This window comes from Halonotius pteroides, from assembly GCF_003605635.1.
Lineage (GTDB): Archaea > Halobacteriota > Halobacteria > Halobacteriales > Haloferacaceae > Halonotius > Halonotius pteroides.
Genome location: NZ_QMDW01000013.1, coordinates 62002 through 80429 on the forward strand (window position 1 = coordinate 62002; position 18428 = coordinate 80429).

At 62.6% G+C, this 18428-nt stretch carries 16 protein-coding genes; 10 read left to right on the forward strand and 6 right to left on the reverse strand.

Going from position 1 to position 18428, the window contains the following annotated elements; genetic code table 11:
- Positions 1–27 precede the first annotated feature (27 nt).
- Complete coding sequence (locus tag DP106_RS10140) at positions 28–360, reverse strand: DUF7518 family protein (RefSeq protein ID WP_120085087.1); 333 nt, start codon at positions 358–360, stop codon at positions 28–30.
- A gap of 138 nt (positions 361–498) precedes the next feature.
- On the opposite strand from DP106_RS10140, the gene DP106_RS10145 reads away from it, so the two are divergent.
- The 6 genes from DP106_RS10145 to DP106_RS10170 all read left to right on the forward strand — a co-directional run bounded on the left by DP106_RS10145 (position 499) and on the right by DP106_RS10170 (position 8685).
- Entirely contained in the window at positions 499–1638 is a 1140-nt protein-coding gene (locus tag DP106_RS10145) for an outer membrane protein assembly factor BamB family protein (RefSeq protein WP_120085113.1), read from the forward strand.
- A gap of 72 nt (positions 1639–1710) precedes the next feature.
- Positions 1711–3201, forward strand: a complete 1491-nt coding sequence (gene gatB, locus DP106_RS10150; RefSeq protein ID WP_120085088.1) for an Asp-tRNA(Asn)/Glu-tRNA(Gln) amidotransferase subunit GatB — start codon at positions 1711–1713, stop codon at positions 3199–3201.
- A gap of 100 nt (positions 3202–3301) precedes the next feature.
- Complete coding sequence (locus DP106_RS10155; protein WP_120085090.1) at positions 3302–4375, forward strand: glucose 1-dehydrogenase; 1074 nt, start codon at positions 3302–3304, stop codon at positions 4373–4375.
- Complete coding sequence (gene gfcR / locus DP106_RS10160; protein WP_120085091.1) at positions 4359–4997, forward strand: transcriptional regulator GfcR; 639 nt, start codon at positions 4359–4361, stop codon at positions 4995–4997. The genes DP106_RS10155 and gfcR overlap by 17 nt, the downstream gene beginning before the upstream one ends.
- Complete coding sequence (locus DP106_RS10165) at positions 4994–7045, forward strand: hydantoinase/oxoprolinase family protein (protein ID WP_120085092.1); 2052 nt, start codon at positions 4994–4996, stop codon at positions 7043–7045. Before gfcR ends, DP106_RS10165 begins: the two co-directional genes overlap by 4 nt.
- Positions 7042–8685 (forward strand): hydantoinase B/oxoprolinase family protein, encoded by a 1644-nt coding sequence (locus DP106_RS10170; RefSeq protein ID WP_120085093.1) that lies wholly within the window; start codon positions 7042–7044, stop codon positions 8683–8685. Before DP106_RS10165 ends, DP106_RS10170 begins: the two co-directional genes overlap by 4 nt.
- Here DP106_RS10170 and DP106_RS10175 read toward each other — a convergent pair.
- The 4 genes from DP106_RS10175 to DP106_RS10190 form a co-directional block, all read right to left on the reverse strand.
- Positions 8682–9239: a GMP synthase subunit A gene (locus DP106_RS10175; RefSeq protein WP_120085095.1), complete on the reverse strand. Its 558-nt coding sequence runs from the start codon at positions 9237–9239 to the stop codon at positions 8682–8684. The genes DP106_RS10170 and DP106_RS10175 overlap by 4 nt on opposite strands.
- 92 nt (positions 9240–9331) lie before the next feature.
- Entirely contained in the window at positions 9332–10033 is a 702-nt protein-coding gene (locus DP106_RS10180) for a type 1 glutamine amidotransferase (RefSeq protein WP_120085096.1), read from the reverse strand.
- A gap of 85 nt (positions 10034–10118) precedes the next feature.
- Positions 10119–11219, reverse strand: a complete 1101-nt coding sequence (locus DP106_RS10185; protein WP_120085098.1) for a glutamate-cysteine ligase family protein — start codon at positions 11217–11219, stop codon at positions 10119–10121.
- Between the two features lie 385 nt (positions 11220–11604).
- A complete protein-coding gene (locus DP106_RS10190; RefSeq protein ID WP_120085099.1) occupies positions 11605–12153 on the reverse strand; it encodes a DUF7097 family protein in 549 nt (182 codons plus the stop codon).
- Positions 12154–12203: 50 nt separating this feature from the next.
- Between DP106_RS10190 and DP106_RS10195 the strand changes: the two genes are divergently transcribed.
- The 3 genes from DP106_RS10195 (at position 12204) to DP106_RS10205 (ending at position 14952) form a co-directional block, all read left to right on the forward strand.
- The gene (locus DP106_RS10195; protein WP_120085101.1) at positions 12204–12557 is read left to right on the forward strand and encodes a DUF192 domain-containing protein; all 354 of its coding nucleotides are present in this window, start codon (positions 12204–12206) and stop codon (positions 12555–12557) included.
- 189 nt (positions 12558–12746) lie between these two features.
- Positions 12747–14273 carry a (R)-citramalate synthase gene (locus tag DP106_RS10200; protein ID WP_120085114.1) on the forward strand — a complete coding sequence of 509 codons (1527 nt, stop codon included), beginning with the start codon at positions 12747–12749 and terminating at the stop codon, positions 14271–14273.
- A 358-nt stretch (positions 14274–14631) separates the two neighbouring features.
- A complete protein-coding gene (locus DP106_RS10205) occupies positions 14632–14952 on the forward strand; it encodes a hypothetical protein (protein WP_120085103.1) in 321 nt (106 codons plus the stop codon).
- Between the two features lie 25 nt (positions 14953–14977).
- Here the strand turns inward: DP106_RS10205 and DP106_RS10210 are convergent, their stop codons facing one another.
- On the reverse strand, positions 14978–17380 hold the full coding sequence (locus DP106_RS10210; protein ID WP_120085105.1) for a GAF domain-containing sensor histidine kinase: 2403 nt from the start codon (positions 17378–17380) through the stop codon (positions 14978–14980).
- A gap of 357 nt (positions 17381–17737) precedes the next feature.
- On the opposite strand from DP106_RS10210, the gene DP106_RS10215 reads away from it, so the two are divergent.
- The gene (locus DP106_RS10215) at positions 17738–18406 is read left to right on the forward strand and encodes a PAS domain S-box protein (protein ID WP_120085106.1); all 669 of its coding nucleotides are present in this window, start codon (positions 17738–17740) and stop codon (positions 18404–18406) included.
- The last annotated feature ends 22 nt before the right edge of the window (positions 18407–18428 follow it).

The window sequence follows — 18428 nt, forward strand, 5'->3', positions numbered from 1 at the left end:
GCGACAGTCTGGGTCGTCGCCGGTCAGTTAGGCAACGATGATGTCGTCGGTCGACTCGTTGGACTCCTCCTCAGTTGTGTCTTCCGTTTCAACAGCCTCGTTGATCGGATCGGCGTCCTCTGCCAGCGAGCCGGTGACGACGTCGACATCGTCCTGCTCCTGTTCGACGACGACGACGTGATCGTCGCTTTTGGTCGGCGTTTCGGTCTCCGGGGTCGGTGTCTCGGCGTCGGTGGCTGCGGCCTCGGCTTCGAGTTCACGAACCCGGTCTTTCGTCTCAACGAGTTCCTCGGTGAGACCGTTGACTGCGGCGCGGAGCTCTGCGAGCTGTCCTTCGAGTTCATCGACCCGATTACTCATACCATGACAACCGTTCTGTCTCTGTATAAAACTGTGTCAGACACATGTCTGATTCCCGACTGATGATCGACGCGAGGTGCGCCGATCGAGCCGTCGCTGCACTGGTTATTTATATGAAAACTTGCAATAGTGTTACTGATGGCGTACCATGAGCCGCTGGGGGACGGCACGTATCGTCCGAGCCGCCGCACACTGTTGAAATCGGTTGTCGGCGTCGGACTCGCCACGGGGGTTGCTGCGTCGTGGGCGAGTGCACAACCAGGCGACCGACAACGGTGGGCGGTCGACACCGACAACGCTGTTGCATCCTCGCCAACCGTCGTCGACGAGACGGTCTTTGTTGGCAGCGGGGATGGCAACATCTACGCGCTGGACGCTGCAACCGGCGACACGCAGTGGACGGCCGAAACGGCGGGGTACGTCTACGCATCGCCGACAGTCGCCGACGGGACGGTCTTTATCGGTAGCGATGACGGCAGCCTGTACGCGCTGGACGCTGCAACCGGCGACCAGCAGTGGACATTCGACACCGGCGACAGCGTCGGCTCCTCGCCGACCGTCGTCGATGGCACGGTCTTCGTCGGCAGCAACGACGCCTCGATCTACGCGGTCGACGCCGCGACCGGCGACCAGCAGTGGGCTGTCGACACCGGCGATCACGTGACGTCGTCGCCGACGGTTGTCGACGAGACGGTTTTTGTCGGCAGCGATGACGGCACGCTCTACGCCCTAGCTGCCGCGAGTGGCGACAGCCAATGGACAGTTGAGACCGACCGGAAGATCGAGTCGTCGCCGACGGTCGCCGATGGGACGGTCTTCGTCGGTGGCTGGGAGCAGTTGCATGCCATTGATGCTGCCACCGGCGACGAACAGTGGCGTGTCGATGCGACCGTTGTCTCCTCGCCAACCGTCGCCGACGGCACGGTCTTCGTTACCGGTGCTGGCGGGTTGCTCTACGCCCTCTCGGCGGCAACCGGCGACCGCGAGTGGGCCTTTGAGACGAAGAGTTCGCTGCACTCCTCGCCGACGGTCGCCGACGAGACGGTCTTTTTCGAATCCTTACGCAAGGTCTACGCTGTCGATGCGGCCACCGGTGCCCAGCAGTGGCGCCTCCCGATCGGTGGTCGCTCCTCGCCGACGGTGGTCGACGGCACCCTGTTTGTTGGCAGCGACGACACACACATCTACGCGTTGCGGGCCGGCGTCGAGGGCTCCAGCACCGGCTCGCGGGTTCGGCTGGGCACGCTTGGCCATCACGGGGATCGACGCGTCGTGTGATGGTTTCGCGCCGGTTGTAGTCGCCCTCGTGGCTCCGTTAGGCTTTAGCGGGCGGGCAGCAAATCCTGTCCAATGACAGCACAGGCCGTCCAAACCGACGAACACGCGGTCGTCATCGGGCTGGAGGTGCACGTCCAGCTTGAGACGGCCACCAAGATCTTCTGTGGCTGCTCGACTGCGGCCGATGATAACGAGGAACCAAACAGCCGTACCTGCCCGGTCTGTCTCGGCTTGCCGGGCGCACTCCCGGTGCTCAACGAGGGCGCGGTCGAAGCCGCCGTCAAGATCGGCAAGGCCCTCGACGCCGACATCCCCGAGCGCACCACGTTCCACCGGAAGAACTACTACTACCCTGACCTCCCGAAAAACTTCCAACTCACCCAGTACGACGCGCCGATCTGTCAGGAGGGCGAACTCGAAATCAGCGTTGAAGGCGACCGTCGGGAGATCGGGATCACCCGTGCGCACCTCGAAGAGGATCCCGGGAGTCTCCAGCACAAAGGTGGGAGTATCGATACCGCCGAGGCGACGCTGATCAACTACAACCGTGCGGGGACGCCGCTCGTTGAGATCGTTACCGAACCCGATTTCCGTTCGCCCGCTGAGACGCGGGCCTTCCTCGCCAAACTCGAAGAGGTGCTCGAATATCTGGGTGTCTTCGACGCCACCCGCGACGGCAGCCTCCGCGTCGACGCCAACATCTCGCTGGTCGACGCCGACGAGGTCGACGACGCGGGCGACATCGACGACAGCGTCCTCGAAGACGCAAACCGCACCGAAGTGAAGAATATCTCCAGTCACAAAGCCGCCGAGAAGGCGCTGGCCTACGAGGTCAGCCGGCAGAAAAACGCCGTCAAGCGCGGTCGCGCACTCGAAACCGAGACCCGCCACTGGGACGAATCCCGTGGGATCACCGTCTCGATGCGATCAAAGGAGTCGGAGGCCGACTATCGGTACTTCCGTGAGGCCGACCTCCCGCCGCTGGAAGTCGCCGACTGGAAAGAGACAATCGAGATCCCGGAACTTCCCGACGCCCGACGGGAGCGCTTTGTCGCCGACTACGGCCTCGACAGCGAGGCCGCCGCAAAACTCACCTCAACGAAGGAGGTCGCCGACTTCTTCGAGGCCGTCGCCGAGCAGTTCGATCCCAACGTGGCTGCGACGTGGGTTGCCGACAACCTACTGGGCGAACTCAACTATCGGGATATGCTGATCACCGACATCGAGGGCCGGCTCGAAGAATTTTCCCACCTGATCGAACTCGTCGAAACCGACGAACTCACGGTCAAAAACGCCGAGGAGGTCGTCTTGCGGTCGATGCTTGACGACGGTGACGCCCCCGAGACGATTATCGACCGCGAGGGTCTCGGCAAGGCCGACGACGACGCCATCGCCGACTTCGTGGTCGAAGCTATCGATGAAAACCCCGATGCCGTCGACGACTACCACAGCGGCGAGGACGGCGCGCTCAACTTCCTCGTCGGCCAGGTCATGCAGAAATCCGGCGGCTCAGCCGACCCAGGTAGCGTCAACCAACTGCTGCGCGAAGAGCTCAACGCCTGAGCCGGCTGCCGACGCGGTCGCTCCGCATCTCGTCCGCGCGTGTGAAATGCTTACTCACACAAGAGTAACGCTATTGAGCCGTGGGATCATCCGACACGGTATGCACGCTATCGCGGTCTACGAGGGCGAATCGGAGCCCGAACTCATCGACCTGCCGCGACCCGATCCCGACGCCGGCGAGGCACTGGTTCGGACGCTCCGGGTCGGCGTCGACGGCACCGACCACGAGGTCATCAGCGGCGGTCACGGCGGCTTCCCGGCTGACACCGGCCACATGGTGTTGGGGCATGAGGCTGTCGGCGTCGTCGAGGACGCCAACGGCACCGACGTTAGCGAGGGCGATGTCGTCGTCCCGACGGTTCGTCGCCGGCCGAACGGCGACAACACCTACTTCGAGCGCGGCGAGCCGGATATGGCTCCCGACGGCCAGTACCATGAGCGCGGTATCGTCGGCGCACACGGCTTCATGGCCGAATACTTCACCAGCCCTGCGGAGTTCCTCATTACTGTCCCACCGGAGTTGGCCGAACTGGGCTTTCTCGTTGAGCCGATCTCTATTACTGAAAAGGCGGTCGAACACGCCGACGCCAGCCGGTCGGCCTTCGAGTGGAACCCTGACGCAGCTCTCGTCCTCGGCAACGGCAGCCTCGGACTCATTACGCTGGCCATGTTCGAACAGCGGTTTGACCGTACCTACTGTCTCGGCCGTCGTGAGCGACCCGACCCGACCATCGATATCATCGAATCGCTGGACAGCACCTACGTCAACAGCAACGAGATACCGGTGCCTGAGATCCCTGACGCCCACGAGGCACCCGATCTGATCTACGAGTCAACTGGGTATGCGAAACATCCCTTCGAGTCGATCGAAGCGCTTGCACCCAACGGCGTGCTGGCGGCCCTCGGCATTCCGGGCGACTGGGCCTTCGAGGTCGAGGGCGGGAAGCTCCATCGGGAGCTGGTGCTCCACAACAAGGCGATCGTCGGCAGTGTCAACTCCCATGTCGGTCACTTCGAGGCTGCCGTCGACACGCTTGCGTCGCTGTCAGAGTCGTTCCTCGATGACCTCGTTACTGGAATTTTCGCGCTTGACGACTACGAGGCCGCCTTCATCGACGACGACAGGACTATCAAAAACGCGATTCAATTCAGCGAGTATGAAAAACGTCGATAACCTCATCGAGAGCGCGACGAAGTTAGCGGGGCGGGGGCTTTCCCGCGGCGAGATCGCCGATGAACTCAACGTCTCTCGGGAGACCGCAAGCTGGCTTGTCGAACGCGGCGGGGTCGAACATGAGACCGACAGCCAGCCGAGGCCGGCCGCCGGCCCACAGGATATCCACGTCGATTGGAGTGCGATCGGCCGCGACAGCCAGCGGCTCACCCACGTCAGCCGCGCGATGGCCGACCTGATCTCGAAGGATGACACCGATGTTGGGCTCACCGTCGGCATCGAGAAAGCCGGCGTTCCGTTAGCCACCGTCGTCGCCAACGAACTCGATACGGATATCGCGGCCTACGGCCCCGCAAAACACCAGTGGGAGGAAGGCGATATCGATGAGATCGACGGCGGCTTCTCGCAGAATTTCTCGGCTGTCTCCGATCAGCACTGCTACATCATCGACGACATCATCACCTCGGGAACGACGATGCGGGAGACGATTACGGCCGTCCGCGACTGCGGCGGCACCCCGGTCGGCTGTGTCGTCCTCGTCGACAAACAGGGTCTCGATGACATCGACGGCGTCCCTGTTTCCTCGCTGATGAACGTCGTCAGCGTCGCCCCTGAGGAATGACACCGCCGCCAGCGACCGCCGCAACTCGGATCGGCGTCGACGTTGGCGGCACCTTCACCGACGTGGTACTCGTCGTCGACGGCGACCGCCATACCGCGAAAGTGCCGACGACAGCCGACCAGAGCGTTGGCGTTCTCGACGGAATTCAGAAGACCTGCGACGCCGCTGGCATTGACCCCGCCGCCATCGACACCTTCGCACACGCGATGACCGTCTCGGTGAACGCCCTGCTCGAACGCGATGGTGCGACAACTGCACTTGTGACGACCGCAGGTTTCGGCGACGTACTGGAGATCGCCCGACAGGATCGCCCGGATCTTTACGATCTCAACGCTACCAAACCCGACCCACTCGTCCCGCGCAGTCGACGCTTCGAGATCGACGAACGCGCAACGACTGCGGGCATCGAGCAGCTGGTTGCCCCCGACGACATACGTGACCTCGCCGACGAGATCGCCGCCACCGATGCCGAAAGCGTCGCTGTCTGTCTGCTGCACGCCTACGCCCACCCCGAAAACGAACAGCGCGTCGCCGAGGTTCTCCGCGAGGAACTCGACGTACCGGTCTCAGCCTCCCACGAAGTCCTCCCGGAGTTCCGGGAGTTTGAGCGTACCGGCACGACCGCCGCTGACGCCTACGTCACCCCGGCGATCCGCGGCTATCTGACACGACTCACCGAGAGGGCGACCGACGCTGGCGTGCCCGAACCGCGCGTGATGCAGGCCAACGGCGGCATTGCTGAGGGCGACACCGTCAGCGAGCGGGCCGTCTCAACGGTGCTCTCGGGGCCGGCCGCCGGCGTCGTCGGCGCGGCGGCGACAGCCGCCGAACCTGACGCAACTACTGCGCCCAGCGTCGTCACCTTCGATATGGGCGGCACCTCAAGCGACGTGAGCCTTGTCCGCGACGGACAAGCCAAGCGGACAACCGAAGCCGAAATCGACGGAGTCCCGATCCGGACGCCGATGGTCGACGTAACCACGGTCGGCGCGGGCGGCGGCTCGATCGCGTGGGTCGACAGCGGCGGTGCGCTCCGTGTCGGCCCCGAATCTGCGGGTGCTGAGCCCGGCCCCGCATGCTACGGCCGTGGCGGCGACCGCCCGACGGTCACCGACGCGAACGTCGTCCTCGGCTACATCGGCGACGACACCGCTCTCGGCGGCGAACTCACGCTGGATGTCGAGGCCGCCAACGCTGTGCTCGACGATCTCGCTGACGAAGCCGACCTCGCCGATGCCGCGGCAGCCGCCCGCGGCGTCGTCCGCGTCGCCAACGCGACGATGACACGGGCAATCCGGGCGGCGACCGTCGAACGCGGCCACGACCCACGCGAGTTCGATCTTGTCGCCTTTGGCGGCGCGGGCCCAATGCACGCCGCCGCGCTCGCCGCCGACCTCGGCATGGATCGCGTCGTCGTCCCGGCACCGGCGGGCGTCCTCTCGGCGTACGGTCTGCTCGCAGCCGACGAAACCCACGACGCCGTCCGGACTGTCACCCAGCCGCTCGTCGACAGCGATCCTGACGACCTTGATGCGGTCTACGACGAGTTGATCGAGTCCGTGTTGACCGATATCTCCGAGCCTGAGGCCGTTACCATCGAGCGCGCGGCCGACTGCCGATACGACGGCCAGAGCTTCGAACTCACCGTCGCAGTCGACGATTTTTCGCCTGAATCGGTCGCTGAGGCCTTCGACGCAGCCCACGAGCGCGCCTACGGTTACACGCTGTCGGCTCCGGTCGAACTCGTCAATCTCCGCGTGACCGCGACCATCGAGGGATCGCCGCCCGCGATCAGCCACGACGGCGGGGGCGACGCCGTCGTTGGGGGCCGCGAGGCAGTCTTTCCGACGCCCGACGGCGACACCGGCGCGCGCGTGTCGGCCACCGTCTACGATCGGTCGAAACTCGCTGCCGAGGCGACGATAGACGGGCCGGCGATTCTCGAGCAGGCCGAAAGCACAACTGTCGTCCCGCCTGGCTGGCGGGGGCGGATTCGCAGTGACGGCGCGCTCGTGATGCGCCGCGGCGACACGGAGGGCGGCCAATGACAGACACGAGCGACATCGACCCGGTCACGCTCGAAGTCCTGCGGAACCAGTTCGAGAGCGTCGCCGACGAGATGGGCCAAGTGTTGATTCGTGGCGCGTACTCGCCGAACATCACCGAACGCCAGGACTGCTCGACGGCGATCTTCAACGCCGACGGCCGGATGGTGGCCCAGGCCGAACACATCCCTGTCCACCTCGGCGCGATGCCCGAGGCCGTTGATGCCGTCCTCGACCACGACCCCAAACCCGGCGACGTGTTCATTCTCAACGACCCCTTCGCCGGCGGAACCCACCTGCTGGACGTGACCTTGGTCGCGCCCATTTCGCCGCGCGAGGAGATCCTCGGCTACGCCGTCTCGCGGGCCCACCACGCCGACGTTGGCGGGATGACGCCCGGCAGCATGCCCGCCGGTGCGGAGGAAATCTATCAGGAGGGCCTGCGACTCCCGCCGACGCGGCTCGTCGACGCCGGCGAGCGCAACGAGGAACTGTTTTCGCTGATCCTCGCCAACGTCCGCAACCCCGAGGAGCGACGAGCCGACTTCCGCGCCCAGCTGGCGGCCACCGACCGCGCCGAGGAGCGGCTCGCCGACCTGATCGACGACCACGGCTACGACCGCGTCGTCGACGGCTTCGACGCGGTCATCGACTACTCGCGTGAACGAATGCAGGATTCCATCGCGGAACTGCCGGACGGCACCTACCGCGCAAGCGACGTGCTGGAGGGCGACGGCGTGAGCGACGACGACATCGAGATTCGGGCTGCCGTCACCGTCGACGGGGTGACGATAACCGTCGATTTCGCGGGGACGGCCGAACAGGTCGCCGGCAACTGCAACGCGCCGCTGTCAGTCGCTACGAGCGCGGTCTATTTCGTGATCCGCTGTATCACCGATCCCGAAATTCCGCCGAACCACGGCTGTTATGAGCCGGTGACAGTTGAAGCACCTGAGGGGTGTCTGCTCAATCCCGAGCCCCCAGCCGCGGTCGTCGGTGGTAACGTCGAGACCAGCCAACGGGTGACCGACGTGGTCTTCCTCGCGCTGGCCGAGGCCGCACCCGACCGCGTGCCGGCGCAGAGCCAGGGGACGATGAACAACCTCATTATCGGCGGCCGTGGCGGCGACTTCGCCTACTACGAGACTATCGGCGGCGGCTTCGGCGGCCGCGCGAGCGCCGACGGGATGGACGGTGTGCAGGTCGGGATGACAAACACCCTGAACACGCCAATCGAGGCACTGGAAGCCGAATACCCCCTGCGCGTCGAACGCTACGCCCTGCGCCCCGACTCCGGTGGCGACGGCACCCATCGCGGCGGGCTTGGACTCGAACGTCGCCTGCGCGTTCAGCAGGACGCGACCGTCTCGCTGCTCACGGAGCGACGCCGCCACGCGCCGCAGGGTGTCGACGGCGGCGAACCGGGCGCGACCGGCGAGAATCTGCTCCAGTTGCCGGGCGAAAACGAGAAATCAGCGGTCGCGAAGACGACCGTCGATGTGCCGGCAGAGACCGTGGTTACGGTGCGAACCCCTGGCGGTGGCGGGCACGGCGATCCAAGCGAGCGCGACGCTGGGAAGCGAGAGCAAGATCGAATCGACGGCAAAGTCGGCGACAAGAACGGGCGCGGCGGCGACGTTTAGCTCGATTGCTCGCAGATATCCCGGAAGTTCTCGAAGACCTCCTCGCCCTGCTCGGTGTGGATCACCTCGGGGTGCCACTGGACGCCGTAGAGGTCGCGGTCGGTGTCGCTCATCGCCTCGATACCACACACATCAGAGGTGCCGGTCTGGTTGAACCCCTGCGGGAGGTCTTTGACCTCGTCGGCGTGGCTCGCCCAGACGCGCGTATCGGGTGCGAGCGAGCCGATGAGTGGATCGTCGTCGTCGGTGATTTCGACGGTCACGTCGGCGTAACCGCCGTACTCGCCGCTATCGACGCTGCCGCCGAGTTCTTCGGCGATGAGTTGCATCCCCAGACAGATACCGAGGACGGGTTCGTCGCGGTCGAGGTATGCTGCCGAGCGGCCCGCGCGATCCATGTCGGGACCGCCGGAGAGCACGAAGCCGTCGGCCTCGACTTCCTCGGGGTCAACATCGTTGTCGACGAGGTCGGCGTCGACGCCGAGATCACGGAGCGCGCGCTGCTCCAGATGGGTAAACTGCCCGTGGTTGTCGATAACTGCGATATGAGTCATACGCTGTCTTCGCTGCTGGGACTCAAAAGGAAACCGAAACCGAACCCGAAACTGGGTGTTTGGGCAGTTACTCGCCGTACAGCGGCGACCACTCAGTCAGCAGCAACGCGGTCGCCACGGATCTCGGCGACGTACGCGAGGAAATTATCGAAGAGCTGCTTTGCCTCGCAGGCTGCCGCGTAGTTCGATTCGGTGATCCCATCCAACACCTGCTGCATCCGTTCCTCGGAGAGGTCATCCTTGCCGGCGGTCACGGTTTCGGCGGTCTCCATGTCGTACTCGGGGTGGAACTGGACGCCGATAGCGCGACCTTTGCGGAAGCCGTGGATTCCGTACTCGTTTTCGGCAAAGACGGTCGCGCCCGGCGGTGGTTCGGCGACGCGATCCGAGTGGGTGGTAAAGACGGTCATCGACTCGTCGACCCCGGACAGCAGGCGATTGTCGCCGTCGTGTTCGACCGTACGGTAGCCGATCTCGTACCCGCCCATATCCTCGACGCGGCCGCCGAGTACGTCGGCTAACAGCTGATGACCGTAACAGACGCCGAGAGCGGGGAGGCCGGCTTCGATCGCCCCGCCGACCCATGTTTTTAACTGGCCGATCCACTCCTTATCCCAGTAGACGGACGCGCTGGAACCGGTGACGACGAAGCCGTCGAACGCGAAGTCGTCGGGGAACTCGCCAGCCGGACACCGAAACTCGACAACGTCGGCGTCAAGTTCGCGGACGAAGTTCCGCTCGGTGTCGTCGGCCGCGTGCGCCGCATTCAAAAGCGCGATCTTAGGCCGACTCATAATATCAACTCACACATGCTGCGATGAAAAGCTGTTGCGCTTGTTCGATTGGCTTGACGCACGTTTGGTTTTATGTGTCACTGGATTACTCCGCTGTCATCGCGGGCGACTGCCGGACATCTTCACGGAGCCGCGTCGCATACTCTAAGCGGAGCTGGCGGGCTGTGTTGCGATCGATCGGCCCGTCGTGGTCGAAGGTATCTGTGATCGGATCGAAGGCATCCGGCTCAAAGCCCATCCGCGAGAGGTAGGCCGTCAGCGACTCGGTCAGCCCATCTTCGATCGCGGTGTCGACGTAATCTCTGACCATCTCGAAGTCTGGGAGGGTGATCCGCCCGTTGTCAACACAGGGGGTGTCACCGCCGATGTCGACAGGGCGGCCATCCAACTCACCGGCAACCGTAGCGAGGGTATCAGCCAACGCAACGGTTCGGCTTGGCAGCGTCGTATCCGGCGATCGCCACTCGACGGTACCGAAGTCTTCCCGGAGCTGTACCGGCGTCCACACCGAGCTTTCAGGATCGAAACACGACTCGAAGGTTGATTCGTCGATACCGGCGGCGATGGCCTGTTTTCGGAACCGATTGTAGCACGCCTGTAGGCGTCGATTCCAGTCTGCGCGATCATCGACGTAGGGCCACAGCTCGCCTTGGTTCCGGAGGGTGTCGTAGGCAAGCCAGCGGTAACATTTCGAGCGCGCACCGGGGGCCATCGCTTCTCCCTGAACGTGTCGCGCCGAGTTGACCAACGCCAAGGCCGGATCAAGCGCGATTAGCGTGTTGAGTTGGTCGACTGCTTGGCCGGGCTGCTGTTCGATGTGGATGTGGGTGCCGGCGCAGTGGCGGACATACTCGAAGTCCTCGCCAACGACCGCGTTTTGAATCCGCGTTCGGTCACAGGGGATCTCACGGATCTCCTCGTGGTTCAGCGGCGTTGCCAACGGAACGAGTTGTTTGCCGATCTCGTCGCCGCGATCGACCGCGGCTCTGACCCGTTCGAACAGCTCCGTCCGGAGTTCGGCGGTCGACGTACAGGGCGTTGTGTTAACTTCAAGCATCGGCTCAACGAACTCGCGTTCGGCACCCGGGAGATCGATAAGCGATCCCGGTTGGGTGAGATCCCCCGCTTCGTCGACGACCCAGTATTCAACCTCGATACTCCGCCGGAGTGATGGGGTAAATGACATGAGGGGTGGTCGGTACTCGTTGTCAGTGTGGCACCAGTCCGCGTGCCGTGTTCACATGAAGCTGTAAGCTGTCGACACCCACAAAAACATTTGGACAATCAAATGAATATGCCATTAAATAGTATTCATATACGGGGCAGTAGCCCAGATTTTAACTAATACAGAATTTAGCGGCGGAACTACTGTTGAATCTAAGTCCTCACCCGATACAACCCACAGAACGAACAACTGCCCACTATTCGATCGCTACCGCCCCCAACACGTCGCGTCACACCATCGCCGTCAACCACGCGGTCGAGACCGCCGCTAACCAGCTGCACGCGGCTAAGCCGAGACGGGGGACGCCGACGACCGCGGGTAGAATACCACCCCCACCACTTCTATACTACCGTTCAAACCGGTCACGGGCCGACTGGAACCCCAACTCCTCGGTTTCAGCTGTGCGCCGCTGCTCTCGTTCGGCGACCGCCTCGGGGTCGGGGTCGACATCGTCGTCGATGCGAGCGAACGACTGGTGGACTTTGGCGTGACACCAGCGACACAGCGCGACTGTGAGTTCGTGGCTGGCATCAACAGTGTCGCTGTCAGCCGTCGCGGCACCGTCGCCAGCGTCCGCATCAGCATACGAAAGGTGGTGTTCCTCGATCAGCGGCCGGCTATCGTCGTGGGCAAGCCGGACCTCCCCAAGCCCACACCGCCGGCACTCATCGGCTGTGGTCGTCCAGCGGTAGTGCGGGCATTCCTGCCAGTCGTCGTCCGCGCCGACGTGGCAGGCGTACTCATCGGCCGCCCGCTCGTCGGCGAACTCGGGGTCGACGCCGGTGTGATCGAGCGCAAACCGACACCGACCGTCGTCGGTAAGATGGTCACAGTGTCCCGCGACGTCGTAGGGGTTGTCGACGCCGACGGGCGTCCCCTCTGGCGTCTCCTCCATGGCCAGCCTCGGCCCCCCAGAGCTAAATATCGCCCGGCCGACCATCCTGTGTGCAGCTTGTTCACCGACCTGAATCGGGTGGCGGCAGTCAGGTTCTCGCCAGCAACATCGAGATCGCGGATTCGTTTCTCCAGCAGGCCCGCGGGCTGATGTTTCGGCGGTCGCTGGCCGACGACACCGCGCTTGTTTTTCAGTTCGACAGCGCGGCGAAGCGGGATGTACACATGCTGTTCGTCCCGTTCGCTATCGACGCGCTGTGGCTCGTTGACAACGAGGTCGTGGGCAAAAAGCGGCTGAAACCGTGGATCGGGCTTGGCCGCGAAACCGCCGAGACGCTACTGGAGTTGCCAGCCGGTGCGGCCGATGAGGTCGCCGTCGGTGATCGGGTGGCACTGGTCGAATAAGCAGCCGTCTGTGTGCCCGACTGCCTACCGCGGCGCAGACGGCAGCTTTATTTCCCTGTACATGTGAAGAATGATGCACAATGGAGTATTCAGCCTCCAACGAGGATAGAGGAAGTCGGGGCGACCCGGCTGGCCGCGAAATTCTCCGGTGACAGGTATTCATCCGTGTACTCAAACACAGCAGATGAGTTGCGTAGTGACAACGCGGCTCGCTCGGCGTTTCCCGACGATGTACAGCTCTTAGACACCACGCTTCGTGACGGCGAACAGGCCCCCGGCGTCTCGCTGACCCCCGATCAGAAGGTCGAGATCGCCGAGGCGCTGGCGGCCGCCGACGTCGACGTGATCGAGGCCGGTAGCGCGTGTACCTCCGAAGGCGAACGCGACTGCATCCGCCGAGTCACCGATCTCAATCTCGACGCGACGGTCACCAGCTTCGCCCGGGGTATCAGATCCGACATCGACCACGCGCTAGACTGCGACGTTGATGGAATCACGCTTGTCGTCCCGTCGTCGGACAAACACATCGAGACAAAGGTCGGCTCGACCCGCGAGGAAGTCATCGAGAGCTCAGTCGACCTCGTCGAGTACGCGACCGACCACGATCTGTGGGTCGAACTGCTCGGCGAGGACGGCTCCCGCGCCGATCCTGAGTTCCTCGTCGACCTCGCCGAGGCCGGCCACGAGGCGGGTGCCGACCGGTTTTGCTACGCCGACACGGTCGGCCACGCCAGCCCGGAACACACCTACGATGTCGTCGCCCAACTCGCTGAACTGGGCCCGACGAGCGTCCACACTCACGACGATCTCGGCTTCGGGATGACAAACGTCCACGCCGGTCTGCGAGCCGGGGCCGACTTTGTCCACGGCACCGTCAACGGGATCGGCGAGCGCGCCGGCAACGTTGCCATCGAGGAGGTCGCGATCGCGCTGTCACACAGCTACGATATCGAGACGCTCAATCTCCCGGCGGTCTACGAACTGGCGCGGACTGTCAGCCAAAATACTGGGGTTCAGCTCGCGCCGAACAAGGCTGTCATCGGCGAGAACACCTTCACCCACGAAAGCGGGATCCACACCGACGGCACACTCAAAGACGGGGCGATGTATGAGCCGTATCCACCCGAAACGGTGGGTCGGGAACGCCGGCTTGTCCTTGGCAAACACGCCGGCCGTGCTGGCGTTGAGGCCGGGCTGAACGAACACGGGGTTGAGGTGACAGACGACGAACTCGCCGCTATCGTCGAACGCGTTAAAACGCTGGGCGAGCGCGACAAACGCGTCACCGACGCCGATCTGTTGGCCATCGCTGAGGATGTCCAGGGTCGTGACCGCGAGCGGTACGTCGAACTGTTGACGCTGACGACCGCCAGCGGCGGCGAGGTGCCGACTGCCAGCGTCAAACTCCGCGTTGGCGACGAGGAACGCACCGCCGCCAACACCGGCTCCGGCCCGGTCGACGCCGCGGTCAAAGCTGTCCGCCAAGCGCTCGGCCCCGCTGCGAACGCCGAACTCGATTCGTTCCACGTCGACGCGATCACTGGTGGCACCGACGCCGTCGTCACCGTTGAGGTTGAGATGACCCGCGGCGACCACACCGTGACGGTCGCTGCCTCCGATTCGGATATCACGCGCGCCTCGGTGGACGCGATGGTCGACGCCCTCGACCGCCTGCTGGCGGCGTCGCCGCCGGAACAGCCGGTCGCCGACGACTAACCTCCATTTTATCGTACTCGGATCGGCCGACTGACCAACCGATTTCCTGGTGGACTGAAAGGGCGAGACGGTCTCGGCGAACCCCGGCGACGCAAGCCGCGAGGCGCGACGCGCCTCGGCCCGTGCGAACGGCGGAGCCGTGAGCCGACACTGCAGGAGCGAACGTAGTGAGCGACGAAGCGCGCAACGAGCGCGCGGTCGACTGTAGGGAGACCGCGACCCGCTCGAACGGCGAGCGAAGCGAGCCGTGAGAGGCCCTGGAGTCGAGAGCGTCGAGGGCTTTCTATATCTATACTCCTCACCGAACTCTACAGTATTGAACCCGTACGTCTAAGAGCGATGCTGCTGAAATGTCGCCGTGGCGTACGTCGTCGAGATCAAACCCTCCGCACGCAAGCGAAACCCCGAGGTCGGGCGGACGATCAACACCGAGGGGTCAACCCACCGGTTTGCGGATCGGGCCGCTGCTGAGGGGTGGGCCGAGGAGTTGACCGGCGGCGGGCGAGATCATGTCTGGATTCAGTCCGCTCACCCACAGGACACCTCACCGGCCGACGCCTATCTCGTGTCGCGGAACACGCGCGGTGAGTTAGAACGTGCCTTCGACAAACGGCGGCGGCGGCTTCGCGGCGGCGACAGCAGCCACCAACAGGGGTTGACCGAGCAGTTTTCTGAGTAGCCCCGCTGCCGCTGGCAACGTTGCCCTACGTCTGTTCGAGGCGGATGCGTGCGGTCGTTCCGCCGTTGACCTCGAAGTCGATCGTCGCCTCCGAGTACTCCACAATCCGGTCGATCAGCCACAGACCGACCCCGCTTCCGTGCTTGAGAGCGGACTCACCGTGTCGATCCAACACCGACAGCTCGTCGTTCGGTATCCCGGGGCCGTCGTCTGTGACTTCGATGACCGTGTTGCCAGCTTCCTCGTAGGTGGTGACGCGCACCTGTTCGGCAGTTGAATCCGCTTCGACGCCGTGTTCGAGCCCGTTTTGAATCAGGTGGAGAATCGCCGTCGAGAGCTTCGGGTGGGCGAGCACACTGCCGCTGGCTTCGCGGTCGACGACGATCTCAGCGGTCGTCGACCCCTCCTCACGGGCCTGCTCAACGGCGTCGTCGATGGCGTTGTCGATGGCCACCGTCTTCTTTGAGTCTCGGCTCTGGACTACGCGCTGCATGTCACGGGCGTTGTTGGCAGTCTGCTCAAGGCTGTTGCAGGTCTCGAGGATCTGTTCGGCGAACGGGGTATGCTCGTCGTCTGTCTCCTCGATCAACACCCGGGCGTATCCTTTCATTACGTTGAGTTCGTTGCGGATATTGTGTCTGAGCACCCGCCCGAGCACCTGATCGAGGAGATCGAGTTCCTGCCGATTGGTTATCAGCTGCAGCGAGGTTTCCAGCGTTGAGGCCAGCGTCGTTGCGATACTGCGGTCGATCTCGGTGACGGTGTGTGATCTGACCGAGCCGGCCATTAACACCCCATACTCGCCGATGGGGGCGATGACCTCCGAGCGGATCGGACTCTTTTTGTTGTACGCATCGGCGCGGTTACCAACATCAGAGATAACCTTCGTTTCCCCCGAGGCAAACGCCTCCCAGGCGATGCTGCTGCCCGGGTCGAACGTCGGCGGCTCCTCGAACAGTTCGCCTGCGGCATCGGTCATCGCAAGCGGTTCGAGCCGGTTTCGTGCCCGATTGTACTGCCAGAATCCTGTAATCGGGAGGTTGAGCGCATCCGGAAGGCGTTCGAGAACCAGTTCGATCATTTCCCTTGGGGTGTCAGTCTGCAGTGTCTCCTGCGTAAGCTTCTGAACCGACTCGAGACTCTGTTGTCGTTGTGCACGATCAAGCGTGATCTCGATGAGTGCAGCCAGTAGCTGTGCGAACTGGAAATCCATCCCATCGAAAGCGGCCTGCTGGCTGTCGCCGATAGCGATCACACCATGGTCACCGAGTGGAAACAGCAGCGCGCTTTGGATCTCCCGACCGCTGTGTGGTAACTGGCCGTCAGCAGTTGTGAGATCATCAACACGGCGCGAAGAGCCCTCGTATGTCACCCACAACAGGTTGCCGATCGCAACCTGATCAGCCTCAAACACCGGGGATTCGCTGGTCGATGCTGCCGGAATCAGGTTGTCCGCACCGCGGTCGTAGAGACAGATCTCGGCCACGTCGGCATCAATAATTGAGAGGGCTGTCGAGACGCCCCGGTTGCAGGCAGTTTGTCGATCCTGACTTGTGAGGACTTCCTGTGCCTCATCGTACAGTGATTCGAGCGTGCGACGGCGGCGTTTCTCTGCTGTGATGTCGATATACATCACAAAAAACTCCTCGCCGTCAGCAACTGGAACCGCACGTAACAGAAAGTCACCGACGCCGTCTGCTGTTTTTCGCCGAACCTCCTCGGTCACCGGCTCACCACGCACCAGACATGCGTCGATACGTTCGGCCGTCTCCGTACTCTCAGCACCAACCGGCGTCGTCGGCTCAAATCGCCCGGGTTCGGCCAGCATACCGGCACCCATCTCATATCCCCCAAACGTCTCTCTGAACTCGTCGTTCGCTCGCTTGATCCGTGGGGTGTCGCTGTCCAGTGAGATGTTAACGATCGGTTCCTGAATGGTTGTAAAGATCGCCTCAAATCGGTTGCGTTCCTCGCGAAGGTCTCTCTCAACCTGTTTTGTTATACAAGCACTCGCCAGTTTGCCGTTGAGCGGATCCACCGCATCAACGATAGCCGGGCTCAGCCTCGATCCGTACTGTCCAAGCAGCAGCACACCGAACTCGGGTAGTCTGAACAGGTAGTAGTGACTATCCGGTTTGGGCTCACCGATCAGTGGTAACGACGGACGGTCTGTAGGGGATTTCGTTGCCCACGACGACAGGCGATCTCTACCGGCAGTGTACAGCGGATCGGTTTCGGAGTTCGACGGGAGAACGGCAACAGCCTCGTATCCGTCAGCTGTCTCAGTGAACACAGCTCCGAGCGAACAGTTCAACCGCCGGAGGTACGCGGAGATGGCCTGCTCGGCGGTCTCCTGTAGCGTCTCGGCGGGGCCTGTTGCCAGCGCTAGCTCGTAGAGAACGCGAATGCGCTCATGCTGGTTCGACATGGTATCTCTCCTCCGGACTGTGCTACGACAGCGGGTGTGACCGTGTCCGACCGCTGCTTACACCGACAGCCACCGCGGTGTTTGTGATCTCTCCCCGTCCGGTGGCCGTTGAGCCGGACGAACGACCGCCACTACGGTGAGACCGACTATGCATACACAACGCCACTTGTACTGGCAAATATAAATCCCGATTTAAATTTTACACGTCGATACAATTGATACGGTTGTTCACCCGTCTGTCGATTCTCGCTGCTGGGCTGTTTCGACAACGTGACCGAGTAGAAAACATTTAATTGCTAAGATCTTAGTAATCTAACACACAGATTTATAGCCTCTAATCCGTAGGTACGAGTTCAAATGACGGAGTCAACGTTCACATCTGCCGAGGAAGCCGCACATTTCTATGGCAGCTTAGATGTCGGTATCACGATCCATGACTCCGAGACAGGCAGTATACACTATGCCAATGAGCACGCCGAGAACCTCTACGGATACTCAAAAGAAGAGCTCAACAGGCCAACCATTGTCGCGATAAATCCGGGTTCTCTCACCCGCCCAGAACTCATCAAGCGGTTGCGAGCCGCGGCGAACGGCCACTCCCAGCAGTTTGAGTGGCGAATCAGACGGCCGTCGGGCGAAATAGTCTGGATAGAAATGCGCCTTTCTGAGCTTACGGTCGACGGGCAATCGTATGTGGTTGCGGCCACCCGTGATATCAGCGATCATAAGATGGATCTCCGGTATCTCCACCTCATGAACCGCGTTGTCAACCACAACTTCCGCAACAAGCTCCAGCTTATTCAGGGGTCATTCAATCAAGTAGATACGCAGCGAAACGACAAACTGTTTAATGGAATCCGCCGGGCTATCGCCGAGCTAGTTGATCTGACTAATTGGGTCAACGCGATTACATCGCTAAACGACACAACGAAAACAAAAAAGATCAGTGTGAAACAGCTTCTCGGCAATATCGTCAAAGAATACAAAAACAACCATCTGTCTTTAGCTAATAGTGAAATCGCTTGACAGCAGTGGCTTGTCGAGATAT